The organism is Micromonospora sp. NPDC049171 (assembly GCF_040648275.1).
GTDB lineage: Bacteria > Actinomycetota > Actinomycetes > Mycobacteriales > Micromonosporaceae > Micromonospora.
Genome location: NZ_JBEZDJ010000004.1, coordinates 236,560 through 252,002, shown reverse-complemented (window position 1 = coordinate 252,002; position 15,443 = coordinate 236,560). Strand labels below are relative to the sequence as shown.

Here is a 15,443-nt window from a genome sequence, read left to right as displayed (position 1 = left end):
TCAATGATTGCGGGCGACTGTGTGATCCGCTCAGGCGTGGCTCGTCCGCTCCGGCGTCACCGGGGCCGCGAAGAAGTCGGCGAGCGGGTCGACAATTCTGGGGTACGCCCGGTTGATGGCGTCATGGCCGCTGCGCGGGATCGTCAACGTCCGCGCCCGCGGCAGTGCGCGGGCCAACGCCTCGTTCTGACCCGGGTAGTAGGGCGGACCGTCGGCACCACAGGCCAGCAGCACGTCGGCCCTCACCCCGGCCCACTGGCTGGCCGGGCCGTCGTGCGCGCGGATCAACGCCGATTCGTCGAGCGTCAACGGCAGCAACTCGGCCATCGTCCGGCCGATCGGGGTGCGCATGAACGCGCGGATGATCGCGATCCGTACGCCGAGCGGGAGCTTCCCGGCCGCCATCTGTGGGTTGATGCCAGCGGCCGTGATGGCGAGGGCCCGGGCGATGTCACCGGCCCGCAGCGCCGCCTGGGCCGGTGCGAGCCACGCCGACGGTGGGCCGCCATCGATGCAGACCGCGGCGTCGTAGAGGGCGAGCCGGTCGACCGGCAGCCGGAGCGCTGCCTCCAGCGCGATGAAACCGCCGGAGCTGTGGCCGATGACGTTGCCGGACCCGGTGTGCTCCAGCACCACGGCGAGGTCGTCGATCTCCTGATCCAGGGTGTAGGGCATCGGCCTGGGTGGTGCGTCGGCCCGGCCCCGCCGGTTGTAGAGGTGCACGGTGAACCGGTCGGCGAGCGCCGTCGCCAGCCGGCGGTAGACGTCGATGGTGACACCGCCGCCGTGCACCACCACGATGCCGGGACCGTCTCCCGTGGAGTGCAGCACGACGCTCGCGCCGTCCCGTGCCCTGATCCGCTCCATGATCGTCCACCCTTCCGCGACGACAACAACTGCGAACGACGTTTGCAGTTTACAGTAGATCGGTGAGCGACGCATCCCCGAGAGCCGACGACGGCGACTCCGCTCGGCAGACGATCTGGGGCAGGCCCGAACGCGGCAGCCGTGGCCCCGCTCCGGCCCACAGCCGGGACGCCATCGTCGTGGCCGCCATCGCCCTGGCCGACAGCGAAGGGCTTGCCGCGGTGTCGATGCGCGCTGTCGCCGGCGCGCTCGGCACCGGCGCGGGATCCCTCTACCGCTACCTGTCGTCGCGCGACGATCTCCTGGACCTGATGACCGACCGGGTCGTGGGGGAGATGCGTCCGTATCCGGAGGCCGAGGGAGACTGGCTGGACTCGATGCTGCTGTTGGGTCGCCGGCAGTTGGCGCTGCACCGTGCGCACCCGTGGCTGATCGAGGTGAGTCACCGGACGTCCGGCATCGGTCCCGAGAGCCTGGCCTGGTTCGACAACTGCATTCGGATCCTGGAGCCGGTGCCAGCCGCTGTCACCGCGAAGTTCGAGGCGATCGCGATGATGAACGGCGTGGTGACCCTCTTCGCCCGCAGCGAGGCCGCCTCCGGGGCGTTCAGTTTCGCCGGTGCCGACCTCGCGGCGTACCCGCACCTGGTCGCGGCGTTCCGCCAGCCCTCCGCGCCCGCGCCCCGAACGGACCTCTTCGAGCGGGCCCTGCGCAGTCTGCTGAGCGGTCTGCTGCTCGCCCCGCCGTCCGAGGCGGGCTGACGACTCACCGACGCGGGCAATCGCGACGCCGCCGACGTGTTGGCCGAGCTCAGCGGCCAGGGGGACGAGGCGGAGTAGACGCCGAAATCCGGACTCAGGCTCGCGCAGCCCGGATGGCGTCGCGCAGCGGGGTGCTCGGCCGACCGAGCAGCCGGCTGAGGTCGTCGCTGTCGGTCGCCAGCTCACCGAGGGCGATCGAGTTGTCGAGCGCGGCGACGAACCCGGCGGTGCCGGCGTCGAGCCCGACGTTCTCCAGGGTCGAGGCCAGCTCGGCGGCCGACAGGTCCCGGTGGACGACGGTGGTGCCGGTGACCTCTGTGACGGCCTCGGCCAACTCGTCGAAGGTGAACGCGGTGCCACCCAGTTCGTAGACGACGTCACCGTCCGCCGGGCGGGTCAGTGCCGCGACGGCGGCTCCCGCGTAGTCCGCCCGGGTCGCGGCGGAGATCCTGCTGCCACCGGTGGCACCGAGGATCGTGCCGGTCCGCAGGTACTGCGGCAACTGGTCGGTGTAGTTCTCGACGTACCAGCTGTTGCGCAACACGGTGTGGGTCAGACCCGACGCGGCGAGGACCTCCTCGGTGGCCCTGTGCTCCGGGGCGAGCGGGTTCGTGGTGGTGTCGGCCTTCAGGATGCTCGTGTAGATCAGGCGCTCGACCCCGGCGAGCGTGGCCGCGTCGATGACCGCGGTGTGCTGCGCGACACGCTGACCGGGAGTGTCGCCGGAGATGAGCAGCAGGCGGCGTACGCCGGCCACGGCACCGGGCAGCGTCGACGGGTCGTCGTAGGTGGCCTCGCGGATCTCGACCCCGCGCGCGGCCAGGTCGGCGGCCTTCTCCGGACTGCGGACGATGGCGGCGATCTCGGTGGCGGGTACGCCGGAGTCGAGCAACTGCTCGATCACCAGGCGGCCCAGCCGGCCGGTGGCGCCGGTGACGGCATAGGTGGGCACGGGAAACCTCCGGTCGGGCGATGACAGATGGGACCCGGGAGGGCGTACCCAGGAATTCGTCAGCGATGTCTTCGCGGAGGGTGATCACTGAAGACGTTGGGCGAGGAGGTAGCAGCGTCGACTGGGGTATTCGGTCGGGACCGGTTGCCGGATTGTGGTTGCCCCGATGGTGAAGCCGGCGGTCTCCAGGTCGCCGATGACAGTGTCGGGAGCGAGAAATCGGAAGGTGAGGTCCACGGCGGCGTCGAACAGCGTCGTGAGGTGGTTGGCGGTCCCGCTTGGGAACCCGGGTGCGTCGGTGTGGAACGCGATGAGCAGCCAGCCTCCGGGCCGCAGCGTTCGGGCGAACTCGCGGCAGGCCGCGCTCCTGTCCGTATCGGTGAGGTGGATGATCGAGTACATGGCGACCAGACCGCCGAAGGCGTCGTCACCGGCGGGCAGGTCGAGCAGCGATCCGACGGTGAAAATGATGTCCGGCGCTGCTGTGCGAGCAACGTCGATCATGTGCGGTGACACGTCGATGCCGATGACGTCAGGGTGCCGGGCGGCCAGATAGCGCGTGATGTGGCCCGGTCCGCAGCCCAGATCTGCGATCGGGTCCGCACCGGCCAGGTCGAGGAAGGCGCGCAGCAGGCCACGGTCCAGTGCCTTGTGGCCGAGTTCGTCGCCGAGTCGCGCGGCGTACTGGGGCGCGACCGCGTCGTAGCTGGCCCGCACACTGCCGGAGAAGTCCCGGTCCGAAGGGGGTGGGTCCGGTTGTGCGGTCGGGTGGCCCTGGTCGCCGTGGTTCATGGCGGTCATCGGCCGTGGATGGCCGGGCGGCGGTGGCTGCCTCGCCCACACTCGGCGCTGAACCCGACGCGGGTCTGGTCGGTGTCCTGCCCGCAGATGGTGGTCATCTCGCCGTGGCGGGGACCCTTGCACGTCTCAGGCATGCAGCGTCTCGCGGGGTGGCACGCCGTAGCTGGCGTGGTAGCGGGCGGTGAACCTGCTGTGACTGGCGAACCCCCATCGACTGGCGATCGCCGACACCGTCTCCTGCCGGGGGTCGGCGCGCAGCAGGTCGTGGTGCGCCCGAGCGAGCCGGATCCGACGCAGGTACGCCATCGGGGTGGTGCCGCGATGACGACGGAAGGCCAGTTGCACCGCCCGCAGGGAGACGCCGGCGGCAGCGGCGACGTCGGCCGCGCTGATGTCGCGGTCGGCGTACTCCTCCATGAAGGTGATCGCTCGCCGCAACGTGGCGGTGCTGGCGTCGTGTCGGTCGGCGGCTGTCGGTTCGATGAACGCGGTGTTCGGAAAGACCGCCAGCGCCGCGGCGGCGAGCATCCGCGCGGCGTTGCCGATCACCAGCGGTTGCGCGCTGGCGGTCGGACTGTTCAACACGACATCGCTGACGAAGCTTGTGGTGTTGCGCCACTGCCGGGCGAGCGCCGCGTCGGCGGGACCCAGGTCGGTGAATCGGATCCGACCGGGCCGCCGGGCCGGCGCGGCGGTGGCGACCTGCTCCAGAACCGACAGATCCAGTACGCAGAGTTCCACCTCGCCGGGATGCCAGCGTACGGTGCACGGCTCCTCCGGTTTGGTGACGAGGAAGACCTCACCGGGGCCGAAGCGGTTGGCCGATCCGGCACAGACGCGATCGACGCGGGCGGTGCGGGTGCGGCCGACGACCAGCCCGTCGAGGGTGGTGGCGCCGATGTCGAGTTGCCCGGTCTGGCGGGTGGTCGCGAGGGCGAAGGGACCGGCGTCGACGCGGTGATGAGTGAGCCGGAACCTGTTCCTGCTGTGCAGGCGCAGTCTCGGGTCGTACGTGGCGGACAGGAACTCGTGAATGGCCACCGGGTCACGGCTGTCGAACTGTCGGGTCTGTAGGGGTGTTGACGTCATCCGCTGTCTCCGTCCGGTGGAGGTACCGCCGGGTGGTGAACTGGTGCCGACGGCCAGATCGGGACGTGCCAGGGGTGCTCGGCGGTGACCCGGTGTGTGACTGGCCAGCGGTGCAGTGAGGTGGAACGTCGCGAGCGGGACGGCAGCGACCGGTGGAAGTGGCGTCGTGTCGGGCTCGGTGGGGAGCGGGATATCTGTCGATGGGAATGTCACCATACGACAACCGCCCTCGGTCGTCCGACGAATCGCCGAGGTTGTCGGCAGGCCGACTTCGCTTTCCGACTAACCCGTCGGCGGATTTTGCGTCTGCTGTCCTAGCCATCGTCGTGGGCGACAGCGAAATCTTGTTCATGATTCTCCGGAGGCGTCGCCGGGCGATCGGGCCGCCGCCGGGTGACCGGCCTACGAAAGGGGTGAGCTTTGGACAGTACCGATCCTGACCGCGTCGTTCGACTGGCCGTGGCGGAGGCGTTGGCGCGGGTGGCCGACGGGGACAGCCTGGGGCTGGGCGAGAGCGACGCGGTGCAGCGACTCGGGGCCGATCTGCGCGAGGTGCTGCGCCGTGCGCTCGACAACCGGGTGCCGCTGACCACACCGGACTTCGTCGACCTCTGCCGTGATCTTGGTCTGAGCCGTGAGGCGTTCGACCTGCTGGGGCACTACCTGATGACCGCGTTGCTGACCCACCACGTGGGGCCGGACGCCCTGATCCGCGTCGGGGTGCTGCTCGGCACCGTCGGGCGTTACCTGCCGGGTGCCCGCCCGGTCGCGCACCGCAACGAAGGCCCGGCGCCGCGCCGACGCGACGTGCGCGCGGACAACAGCGTCGTCGGCCGGTACCGCCGCGCGAAGCTGCCCGAGCACCTTCCCAACCCGCCGAGCTGGACCTGCACCGGATGTGGGCGTGAGTGGCCCTGCGCCACGAAGCAGAGCCAACTGCTGGCCGAGTTCGGCGGCGCGCGCACCGCCCTCGCGGTCTACCTGGGCTCCTGCCTTGTCGCCGCCGCCCAGGATCTGCCCACCGTGCCGCTGCCCCGGGTCCGGCTCCGGTTTCTCGGTTGGCTGCCCCGCGCCCGGATCTGAGCAGGCCGCCCGGCCGCCCGGAGACTTTTGTCCGGCACCGGGTCCGCCGTGGGCACTAGGCTAGACGAACATCGATTCGACGAAATGTGATGCGTGTGTCGCTCTCCGAGAGGACATCGATGAGGTTCACGCCGTTGTCCGTCGGCACCCGCGCACGGGTCGCCGCGCTCCTGGCCGGCCTGCTGGTGGCGGCACTACCCGTGACCCCGGTGGTCGCGTCTCCCCGGGTAGCCGCCCCGACGGCGGCCGAGGCGGGAGCCCAGCCCCGCCCCCGTCCGCCGCACGTGGTGGGCGACCAGACCGTTCCCGCCTACTCCTACGCCGACGCGATCCGGGAGAGCGTCTGGGTCCAGACCCGCGCCGACAGTGACGGCGACGGGGTGCCCGACCGGGTGGCGGTGGACCTCGTCCGGCCCCGGGAGGCCGCCGCCGCCGGGGTGCGGGTGCCGGTCATCATGGACGCCTCGCCCTACTACCTCTGCTGTGGTCGGGGCAACGAGGGCGAGACCAAGACGTACGACGCGGCTGGCGTGATCGCCAAGGTCCCGCTCTTCTACGACAACTACTTCGTCCCACGCGGGTACGCTTTCGCCGCCGTGGACCTGGCCGGCACCGCCCGGTCGACCGGCTGCGAGGACGTCGGCGGCCCGGCCGAGGTGGGCAGCGCCACGGCGGTGATCGACTGGCTCAACGGGCGGGCTCGCGCGTACGACGCCGCAGGGCGGCCGGTCAGCGCCACCTGGAGCACCGGGCAGGTCGGCATGATCGGCAAATCGTGGGACGGTTCGGTCGCCAACGGCGTCGCCGCCACCGGCGTGCCGGGGCTGGCCACCATCGTGCCGATCTCGGCGATCTCCAGCTGGTACGACTACATGCGCTACCAGGGGTCACTTGTCGCCACCGACTACCCCGGCTACCTGCACTCGGCCGTCAACGGCCGCCCCGACGAGGCCTGCGCGCAGATGCTGGCGCGGCTGCGCGCGGACAGCGCCGAGGAGACCGGTGACTACAACGGGTTCTGGGCGCGGCGCGACTACCGGCCCTCGGCCGGCCGGGTCCGGGCCAGCGTCTTCGTGGCGCACGGCCTCAACGACCTGAACGTCACGACCAACCAGTTCGCCCGCTGGTGGCAGGAGTTGGCCGAGCAGGGTGTGCCCCGCAAACTCTGGCTCCACCAGACCGGCCACCAGGACCCGTTCGACGTTCGACGCGCCGAGTGGGTGGCCGCCCTGCACCGCTGGTTCGACTACTGGTTGCAGGGGCTGCGCAACGGGGTGATGGACGAGCCGCGGGTCGACCTGGAGACCGCGCCGGGCCGGTGGACGACGCAGCGCGACTGGCCCGCCCCCGGAACCCGGGACGTGCGGGTGGCCCTCGGCGTCGGCGACGGCGTGACCGGCACCCTCGGCGGGCGCGGCGCGCGGCCGGGTCAGGAGCGGGCGTACGTCGACGAGTCGCTGTTCGAGGACGAGTTGGTCGCCGCGCCGAGCACCGCGACCGCCGGGCGGTTGGTCTTCCTGTCCGGCGTGCTGACGACCGCGCTGCGGATCTCCGGCAGCCCGTCGGTGCGGCTGCGGGTCCGGGTGGACCGGCCGACCACCCAGCTGACCGCCCGGCTTGTCGACTATGGCACCGCCGAGCGGATGATGCTCGCCGGTGCGGGGGGTCTGCGGACGCTGGACACCGAGTCCTGCTGGGGTGCCTCCACAGATATCGACGACGCCTGTTACCGGGACACCGAGGAGGTCACCGAGGTCTCCGACCACGCTGTGTTGGCCCGGGGGTGGCTCGATGCCGCGCACCACCGTTCGCTGCGGTTCACCACGCCGCTGCGGCTGGACCGCTGGTACACGGTGACCATCCCGCTCAACGCGTACGACGCGGTGGTGCCCGCCGGGCACGTGCTCGGCCTGGTGTTCGGCCAGAGTGACCCGCAGTTCACCGAAACCACCGACCGCGACGCCACCGTTCGTGTCGACCTCGGCCGCAGCGCGCTGACTCTTCCGGTCACCGGTCGCGCCAAGCTGCCCCCCATCGATGTCGCACCGCCGGTGGTCACTGCGCCGGTCGACCCGTCGGCCGCCCGGGCGCCCCACGACACCCGGCAGGTGCCCTGACCGGCCCGGCGGGATCGGGCACGAACTGCGGTCGAGCGGTGACCCGCTGCTATCATCAACAGGTCTTTTGGCAGGTCAGGCCTGGGTGTTCATCGTGGACCCGCTCTCCGTACGACGGATGTTCACGACGTTCTTCAAGGCTCCTTGATCGAAAGAGCATTCGCTTGATCGAGGAGAGGCCCGCAGGTGCGAGACAAGCAACCCGAAGAGACCGAGCACACGCAGTTGTCCCGGCGCAAGCTGGTCAAGTACGCGGGCGTCGGCGCGACGCTGGCGGCGGCCAGCCCGCTGGTCGGTGCCAGCGCGGCGTGGGCAGACGAGGACCGTCGGCCGGGCGCCGACCGGGGCAACTCCAGGAACCGGGTGTGGCGCGCCGGTGACCACCACGTCCACTCCGAGTACAGCGGCGAGTTCGACACCACCAAGAGCCCGATCGTCTTCCACAAGGGCGCCGACGCGGTCTACCCGATCGTCACCAACGCCATCATGGCGAAGAACTTCGGCCTGACCTGGGCCATGTGCACCGACCACGGTGGACCGACGCACTCCAAGGTGAACATCGAGCAGGCCTACCCCGACCTGCTGCGGTCGCGCAAGCTGGTCCCCGAGGTGCTGCAGTTCTGGGGGATGGAGTTCGACGCGCCCTCGCTGGACCACCACACGCTGATGATCCCGCGCCACGACGACGAGGCGAAGCAGCTCTTCGAGTTGGAGAGCCGGTTCGCCAAGTACGACGCGTTCCCCACCGACCCGGCCCGCGACACCGAGGCCAAGATGGTGGAGTTCCTCAAGGTCGCCCGGGGCATGCCGCACAAGCCGCTGGTGATCGCCCACCACGCGTCCCGCTCGGCGCCCGGGCTCGGCGTGTACGGCCAGGACACCCCGCGTGAGTTCCGCAACGGCAACAACGCCGCACCGGACGTCTACATCGGCTTCGAGGGCGCACCCGGCCACCAGGCCGGCCCGCTCAACGGTGGCAAGCGAGGTGGGTACGGCAACCACCCCACCTACGGCGGCTTCGACCAGATGACCGCTCGGGTCGGCGGACTGTGGGACTCGCTGCTCGGTGAGGGGCGGCGCTGGTGGATCACCGCGACGTCCGACTCGCACGTGCACTGGACCCGCGGCGGCTCCGACTTCTGGCCGGGCGAGTACAGCAAGACGTACGTGCACGCCCGTCAGGACTACGGCGACATCATGGACGGTCTGCGCAACGGCCGGATCTGGGTCACCACCGGCGACCTGATCCGCACCCTCGACGTCACCGCCACGTCCCAGGGCCGGACCGCCGAGGTGGGCGAGACCATCACGGTCAGCCGTCGTAGCCGCACCGATGTCGAGATCGAGGTCAGGTTCCGTCCGTTGGGCGGCGTGAACGCGAACGGGGACCGTCCCGAGGTCCGTCGGGTCGACCTGATCGTCGGCCAGATCACCGGCCCGAGCGCCAGCCTGGACGCCGACACCAACCCCACCACCAAGGTGGTGGCCCGTTTCGGCCCGCGGGACTGGCGGCGTCAGGGCGAGGAGTACGTCATCCGGCACACGCTGCGCAACGTCGAGGCCGACACCTACGCGCGGGTGCGGGGCACCAGCACCGACGAGGCCGAGCCGCTCGCCGACGGGCTGGAGAGCCCGTGGGACGACCTGTGGTTCTACTCGAACCCGGTGTTCGTGCACGTGCGCTGATCCCACGCTCCGGGCACCGCGGGTCCGGCCGGCTGCGCTCGACGTACCACGTCGGGGAGCCGGCCGGACCCGCGTCGCGTTTCCGCCCGGCGGCGGTCCGCCGGGTCAGTCGGCGCCGCGGCGACGGCCTCGGGGCGTGGCGGCCCGGCCGCCGCCCCCGGCCTTGGTCGCGGTCTGGGTCGGCTCGGGTTGCACCTGCGACACCACCTCGCAGAGGTCACGCAGCGGGTCCATCGCCTGGGCCGAGCAGGCGACCCGCTGCAGCAGTGCGCGCAGCGTCTCCGACTCGGTCGGCGTGAGTGCCCCCAGCAGGTGCGACTCGACGTGCCGCAGCGCCACGCGCCGTTGCTCCCAGGCGGCGCGGCCGACGTCGGTGACGTCGACCAGCCGGTTGCGCCGGTCGGCCGGGTCCGCCCGACGGGCGACGAACCCGGGCCGTTCCAGGTCGTCGATCAGGTACGTGAGGACGGTGCGGTCGATGCCGAGCTCCTCCGCGATCGCACCCTGGTTTCGCGCCGGACCGGTGCTCGCCGCGGTGAGCACCTGGTAGCCGCGGGGGCCGCCGGGGAAGTCGCTGAGCGCGTGCTCGGCCGCCCGGACGTAGCCACGGAAGACGATCCCGAGCATCCAGCCCAGGTCGTCGTCGAGCGGATCGGGCCGGTCCGGCCGGTGGGGGGCACCCGTCATCCCCCGACAATAGCGCAGTGACGAAGACCTTGTTGGCGGAAGATGTTCTGTCTGACATAAGGTTATGGTCACGACGCATCGTTCGAGGCGTCGGGTGAATCGGGAGGCGCACAGATGAGCGACTACGGCCACGACCTGGTCTTCGGATCGTTCGTCACCCCCAGCGGTGACAACCCGGCCCGCACGGTCGACCTCGCCGTCCTGACCGAGCAGGTCGGGCTGGACCTGGTCACCTTCCAGGACCACCCGTACCAGCCCGCGTTCCTCGACACCTGGACCCTGCTGAGCTTCGTCGCGGCCCGGACCAGCCGCGTGCACGTGGCGGCGAACGTGACAAACCTGCCCCTGCGCCCACCGGCGGTGCTCGCCCGCAGCGTGGCCAGCCTGGACCTGCTCAGCGGCGGCCGGGTCGGTCTCGGCCTCGGCGCGGGAGCGTTCTGGGACGCCATCGAGGCGATGGGCGGCCGACGCCTGACCCCCGGCCAGGGCGTACGCGCGTTGGAGGAGGCCATCGAGATCATCCGCCAGGTCTGGGACGCCGAGACGCGTGGCGGCGTCCGTGTCGACGGCGAGTTCTACCGGGTGCGAGGCGCCAAGCGTGGGCCGGCGCCGGCACACGCGGTGCCGATCTGGTTGGGCGCGTACAAGCCCCGGATGCTCCAGCTCACCGGTCGCCGCGCCGACGGCTGGCTGCCGTCGCTGGGCTATCTCCAGCCGGGCGACCTGGCCAGGGGCAACGCGACGATCGACGACGCCGCGCGGGAGGCCGGCCGGTCACCGCAGGACGTGCGCCGGCTGCTCAACATCTCGGGGCAGTTCTCGGCCGTCGGGCGCGGAACACTGAACGGGCCCGCCGAGCAGTGGGCGCGGGAACTGACCGAGCTGGCGCTGGGGGAGGGTGTCAGCACCTTCATCCTCGGCAGCGACGATCCCGACGACCTGCGCCGGTTCGCCGGCGAGGTGGCTCCGGCGGTTCGTGAACTGGTCGCGGCCGAGCGCGATCGCGGTGCGGCGCCGGAGTCGGGAGGTGCGCCGGAGTCGTCGCGCGCATCTGAGTCGTCGCGTGCGTCGGAGTCGGGGCGTGCGCCGGAACGTGCGCCGGAGTCGGCGGTGCGACCGAGTCGGGCGACCGTGGCCGGGGGAGCGTTCGCCGTGGTGCCGACCCCTGATGACGGCGTGCGGCGTAGCGACCAGCAGGCCTGGGACGAGTCGACCCGGCCGACCGGGCCGACGCCCGACCCGGAGCGCACGTACACCCCGCACGAGCAGGCCACCGGCGCGCACCTGGTGCAGGTCCACGACGGCCTGCGTGCCGAGCTGGCCCAGATCCACGACCTGATCGAACAGGTGGCCACCGGTGAGATCGACGCCGGTGCGGCCCGGTCCCACATCAACACGATGACCATGCGGCAGAACCGGTGGACGCTCGGCGTCTACTGCGAGTCGTACTGTCGCATCGTCACCACCCACCACACCATCGAGGACCAGTCGCTCTTCCCCCGGCTGCGGGCGCGTGACCCCCGACTCAGCCCGGTCGTCGACCGGCTGGAGCAGGAGCATCACGTCATCCACGACGTGCTGGAGGGCGTGGACCAGGCCCTGGTCGCGTACGTCGGGTCTCCGGACGGTCTCGCCGAGCTGCGGGCGGCGGTGGATCTGCTGACCGACGCCCTGCTGTCGCACCTGAGCTACGAGGAGCGTGAGCTGGTCGAGCCGTTGGCACGGTTGGGCATCGCCTGATCGTTTCGGCCCCCGCGCCGTGGCAGGGGTTGCCGCACCTAATCTGAGAGACTACTTTCGAAACATGTCTCTCAAGAATCCGTACGGGGATTTCGAGATCACCGAACCGCAGGCGTTGCGGGCACTGGCCCATCCGGTGCGGCTGGCGATCCTCGAACACCTTCAGCGACACGGCCCCGCCACGGCGACCGGGCTCTCACCGCACGTCGGCGCCACGCCGTCGGTGGTCAGCTGGCACCTACGGCACCTCGCGACGTTCGGTCTGGTCACCGACTGGGATGGCGCCACCAGCAAGCGGGAACGCTGGTGGCAGGCGACTGCCCGGGGCTTCCGTTTCACCCCTACCGACAGCGTCGAAGGGCAGTCCGCCAGCCACCAGCTGCGCGGCGAGATGTTCGCCCGGAACGCCGACGCGCCCCAGCAGTGGCTGCTGCACGAGGAGCCCCGGTTGGACCCCGAGTGGCGCGCTCTGGCCGGCATTGCCGACACCCGATTCGTGGCCACCGCCGACGAGCTGCGGCAGCTCGAGGAGTCGATCGAAGAGCTGATCGCCCCGTACGTGCGGCGCAAGGAGGAGGCGTCTCCGGACGGCGCGCGGATCGTCCGGATGCTGCGCTACCTCCTGCCCGAGGCCGGCGACGACGCCTCGGCCGCGTCCGGCGACGCCCCGGCCGCGTCGTGAACACCGCCGGCACCGACACCGCGACTGCACCCGGCGCTGAGGCCGTGCGCGCCACCGGCGCCGAGGCCGTGCGCGCCACCGGCGCCGTGCCCCCGCCGGCTCTGCTTCGCGACCGGCGGTTCCGCACCTTCTGGTTCGGGCAGACGATTTCCGACTTCGGTGATCGGATCAGCGAACTGGCCCTGCCACTGATCGCCGTCACCCTGCTCGCCGCGACCCCCGTGCAGGTCAGCGTCCTCACCGCGTTGATCTGGCTGCCCAACCTGCTGGGCCTGTTCCTGGGCGCGTGGGTGGACCAGCGCACCCACAAGCGGCGTCTCCTGATCATCGCGGACCTGCTTCGGGGCGCGGTGCTGCTCAGCCTGCCGCTGGCCTATCTGTTCGGCGCGGTCACCCTCAGCCAGCTCTACCTGGTGGCACTGCTCACCGGCTTCGGTGCGGTGCTGTTCGCGATGGCACGTCAGGCGTTCTTCGTGGCCCTGGTGCCGCGATCGGCGTACGTCGACGCGAACAGCAAGCTGAGCATGAGCCGGTCGCTGTCGTTCATCGCCGGTCCGGCCGTCGGCGGTGGACTGGTCCAGGCGCTGAGCGCCCCGGCCGCGATCGTCGTCGACGCGGTGTCCTTCCTCGGCTCCGCGCTGCTGCTCAGCCGCATCCCGGTGACCGAGGTGCCTCCGCCGCCACGTCGGACGTCCACCCTCGGCCTGGTCCGCGAAGGGCTCGTGCTGGTGCTGCGGCATCCGGTGCTGCGTGCCGCACTCGGCTGCACCAGCACCGTCAACTTCTTCACCTTCATCTCCGGCGCGTTGCTGGTGCTCTACGCCAGCCGCGAACTCGACCTGTCGGCCGGCGCGATCGGCGTCGCCCTCGGATTCGGGGCAGTCGGGGGGCTCGCGGGCGCGGCGCTCGCACCACGGATCTCACGCGCCATCGGCCTGGGCCGTACCGCCATGATCGGCGCGGTGCTCTTTCCCGCGCCGCTGGCATTGACCGCGCTGGTGTCCGGCCCCACCTGGACGAAGGTGGCCGCGCTGGCGGCCATCGAGCTGGTCTCCAGCGTCGGGGTGATGCTGATGGACGTCAACCTGAACGCCCTGCTCACCGCGGTGACACCCGACGACGCGCGAGGACGCCGTGCCGGCGCGTACAGCGCGGTCAACTACGGTATCCGCCCGCTCGGCGCGCTGGTCGGTGGCGCGTTGGGCACCACCATCGGGCTGCGACCCACCCTGGTCATCGCCGGCCTGGGTGGCGTGCTCGCCGTGCTGTGGTTGCTCGCGTCACCGATTCGCCACATCAGGACCCTGGACGACCAGACGGCATGATCGACCTGGGCTGGCTCGCCCGGCCGTTGCCCGGACGCTGGGCCGCCGTTGCTCGGACCCGCGGCTGCCCGGACCTTGGGCCGCTGTTGCCCGGGGCGCTGGTCACCGCATCGACCCGGTTGGGGATCGGCCCGCCAGCGCGATCGGAGGCGGTGCCGGAGAAGGCACCACCCGGACGAGCGATGCCTGTGAGTCATCATGATGACTCACAGGCATCGCGCCGATATCGGTGCTGGACCCGCGGGCTGCGGTCGGTGTCCCGGATAGCCGTGGTCGCTGTGCGCCGCGGGCCGTGGTCGGTCGGTGTGCGGCGTGGGCTGCCGTCGTGGCACGTGAGCTGCGTCGACGACCGCTCGTCGGCGACGAGGCTTGGCAGTGCGGCCACCAGCGACCGTTTCCGGTGGAGGCCGGGCCGGTGTCGCGCCGGTCAGCTGGTCTCCGCCAGCAGCAGGCCGGCCAGCTCGGTGGGCTGGGAGATCATCGGCCAGTGACCGGTGGCCATCGTGACAAGTCGCCAGTGGTCGCTGGTCAGCAGCTTGGCCACGGTGTCGTTGGGCTCGGGCCCGTCGAGCAGGCACTTGATGTACGTCGCCGGGAGCTCGCCCAACGGCCGGGTCAGCACGGCCGGCTCGCTCAGCGTGGCACCCGGGTGCGGCGTGGAGCCGTCGATCAGACGGGCCACCTGCTCGTCGGTGAGCCCCTGACCGTCGAAGTCGGCCGCACCGAGCGGCGGCCAGTAGCCGCCATTGGCAGTGATCACCGACTCCAGTGCCGCCGGCCCCTGCCACCACTCGGACATGAACGACGCGCCGTCGACCGGCACCTCCGAGTCGACGAAGACCACCCTGGTCAGCCGGTCACCGATCCGCTCGGCGGCCTGACCCACCGGGATGCCCGAGTAGCTGTGCCCGACCAGCACCACGTCGCGCAGGTCGCGGCGCTCGACCTCGGCGACGATGTCCTGCACGTGGGTCTGCTGGCCGGCGGCCACACCCTGCTTGTCGGCGAGGCCGGAGAGAGTCAGCGGGTAGGTGTCGTGCCCGGCCGCACGCAGTGACGGGACCACCTCGTCCCAGACCCACGAACCCAGCCACGCCCCTGCCACCAACACGAAATCAGCCATGGCCGGCACCCTAGCGCCGCCCTGTGACAGCCCGGCGGTTAGCCACTGCGACACCTGGTCTCGGACGGGCACCGCCAGTGCTCAGCCGGTCGGCGGTGCCGGGGGACCGACCAGGGCGGCGAGCCGTTTCGGGGCCTGCACGCAGTAGCTCTCGGTGAGCAGCTCGCCCACCTCGTCCCAGTCGGTGTCCCGGTCCAGGAGCACGCCCAGCACGTTCGGGCCCCAGTCCGGCTTGTAGAAGGGATGTCCGCTGGCGAGGAGCCCGGCGATCTCGTCGAGTGGCGACCGGAAGACCAGCCGGCAGGTGGGACGGGCGGGCGCGGCGGCCCGGCCGTGCGTCACCTGGCGGTCGGGGTCGACGGTGTGCACGTGGGCGAAGGTCCGCTTGCGGATCCGCCAGCGGATGCCCACCCACGCGGGCTCCTCGTAGGTCTCCGGCAGCCCGAGGCAGATCGGCCGCAGCCGGTCGAGGATCTCGGGCGGGACGTCTCCGGGTTCGGTCACGGGCAGCGACGGTAGTCGGGTGGTGT

14 protein-coding genes are annotated in these 15,443 nt (G+C 71.2%); 7 read left to right on the top strand and 7 right to left on the bottom strand.

The features are described from left to right. Positions 1 to 30: 30 nt before the first annotated feature. Positions 31 to 867, bottom strand: a complete 837-nt coding sequence (locus AB0B14_RS07555) for an alpha/beta fold hydrolase (protein ID WP_357076138.1) — start codon at positions 865 to 867, stop codon at positions 31 to 33. Between the two features lie 62 nt (positions 868 to 929). Between AB0B14_RS07555 and AB0B14_RS07550 the strand changes: the two genes are divergently transcribed. Further along, positions 930 to 1,628: a helix-turn-helix domain-containing protein gene (locus AB0B14_RS07550; protein WP_357076142.1), complete on the top strand. Its 699-nt coding sequence runs from the start codon at positions 930 to 932 to the stop codon at positions 1,626 to 1,628. Positions 1,629 to 1,722: 94 nt separating this feature from the next. Here AB0B14_RS07550 and AB0B14_RS07545 read toward each other — a convergent pair whose 3' ends face one another. The 3 genes from AB0B14_RS07545 to AB0B14_RS07535 form a co-directional block, all read right to left on the bottom strand. After that, positions 1,723 to 2,580 carry an NAD(P)H-binding protein gene (locus AB0B14_RS07545; RefSeq protein WP_357076145.1) on the bottom strand — a complete coding sequence of 286 codons (858 nt, stop codon included), beginning with the start codon at positions 2,578 to 2,580 and terminating at the stop codon, positions 1,723 to 1,725. Positions 2,581 to 2,664: 84 nt separating this feature from the next. Continuing rightward, positions 2,665 to 3,381 carry a methyltransferase domain-containing protein gene (locus AB0B14_RS07540; protein ID WP_357076148.1) on the bottom strand — a complete coding sequence of 239 codons (717 nt, stop codon included), beginning with the start codon at positions 3,379 to 3,381 and terminating at the stop codon, positions 2,665 to 2,667. A gap of 126 nt (positions 3,382 to 3,507) precedes the next feature. Continuing rightward, entirely contained in the window at positions 3,508 to 4,470 is a 963-nt protein-coding gene (locus tag AB0B14_RS07535; protein WP_357521849.1) for a helix-turn-helix transcriptional regulator, read from the bottom strand. Between the two features lie 420 nt (positions 4,471 to 4,890). Between AB0B14_RS07535 and AB0B14_RS07530 the strand changes: the two genes are divergently transcribed. From AB0B14_RS07530 to AB0B14_RS07520, 3 genes are all read left to right on the top strand, one after another. Continuing rightward, positions 4,891 to 5,553 carry a hypothetical protein gene (locus tag AB0B14_RS07530; RefSeq protein WP_357076155.1) on the top strand — a complete coding sequence of 221 codons (663 nt, stop codon included), beginning with the start codon at positions 4,891 to 4,893 and terminating at the stop codon, positions 5,551 to 5,553. A gap of 119 nt (positions 5,554 to 5,672) precedes the next feature. After that, positions 5,673 to 7,670: a Xaa-Pro dipeptidyl-peptidase gene (locus tag AB0B14_RS07525; RefSeq protein ID WP_357521847.1), complete on the top strand. Its 1,998-nt coding sequence runs from the start codon at positions 5,673 to 5,675 to the stop codon at positions 7,668 to 7,670. Between the two features lie 186 nt (positions 7,671 to 7,856). Continuing rightward, the gene (locus tag AB0B14_RS07520) at positions 7,857 to 9,356 is read left to right on the top strand and encodes a phosphoesterase (RefSeq protein ID WP_357521845.1); all 1,500 of its coding nucleotides are present in this window, start codon (positions 7,857 to 7,859) and stop codon (positions 9,354 to 9,356) included. Between the two features lie 105 nt (positions 9,357 to 9,461). On the opposite strand, the gene AB0B14_RS07515 is transcribed toward AB0B14_RS07520, so the two are convergent. Further along, complete coding sequence (locus AB0B14_RS07515; RefSeq protein ID WP_357521843.1) at positions 9,462 to 10,043, bottom strand: MarR family winged helix-turn-helix transcriptional regulator; 582 nt, start codon at positions 10,041 to 10,043, stop codon at positions 9,462 to 9,464. A gap of 114 nt (positions 10,044 to 10,157) precedes the next feature. Between AB0B14_RS07515 and AB0B14_RS07510 the strand changes: the two genes are divergently transcribed. The 3 genes from AB0B14_RS07510 (at position 10,158) to AB0B14_RS07500 (ending at position 13,790) form a co-directional block, all read left to right on the top strand. Further along, positions 10,158 to 11,783 carry an LLM class flavin-dependent oxidoreductase gene (locus AB0B14_RS07510; RefSeq protein ID WP_357521842.1) on the top strand — a complete coding sequence of 542 codons (1,626 nt, stop codon included), beginning with the start codon at positions 10,158 to 10,160 and terminating at the stop codon, positions 11,781 to 11,783. 64 nt (positions 11,784 to 11,847) lie between these two features. Further along, positions 11,848 to 12,465: a helix-turn-helix domain-containing protein gene (locus tag AB0B14_RS07505; protein WP_357076170.1), complete on the top strand. Its 618-nt coding sequence runs from the start codon at positions 11,848 to 11,850 to the stop codon at positions 12,463 to 12,465. Between the two features lie 44 nt (positions 12,466 to 12,509). Further along, on the top strand, positions 12,510 to 13,790 hold the full coding sequence (locus AB0B14_RS07500) for an MFS transporter (protein WP_357521840.1): 1,281 nt from the start codon (positions 12,510 to 12,512) through the stop codon (positions 13,788 to 13,790). A 427-nt stretch (positions 13,791 to 14,217) separates the two neighbouring features. Here AB0B14_RS07500 and AB0B14_RS07495 read toward each other — a convergent pair whose 3' ends face one another. Together AB0B14_RS07495 and AB0B14_RS07490 are read right to left on the bottom strand one after the other, a co-directional pair. After that, positions 14,218 to 14,913 (bottom strand): alpha/beta hydrolase, encoded by a 696-nt coding sequence (locus AB0B14_RS07495; protein ID WP_357521838.1) that lies wholly within the window; start codon positions 14,911 to 14,913, stop codon positions 14,218 to 14,220. Between the two features lie 81 nt (positions 14,914 to 14,994). After that, positions 14,995 to 15,417 carry an MmcQ/YjbR family DNA-binding protein gene (locus AB0B14_RS07490; protein WP_357076179.1) on the bottom strand — a complete coding sequence of 141 codons (423 nt, stop codon included), beginning with the start codon at positions 15,415 to 15,417 and terminating at the stop codon, positions 14,995 to 14,997. Positions 15,418 to 15,443 lie beyond the last annotated feature (26 nt).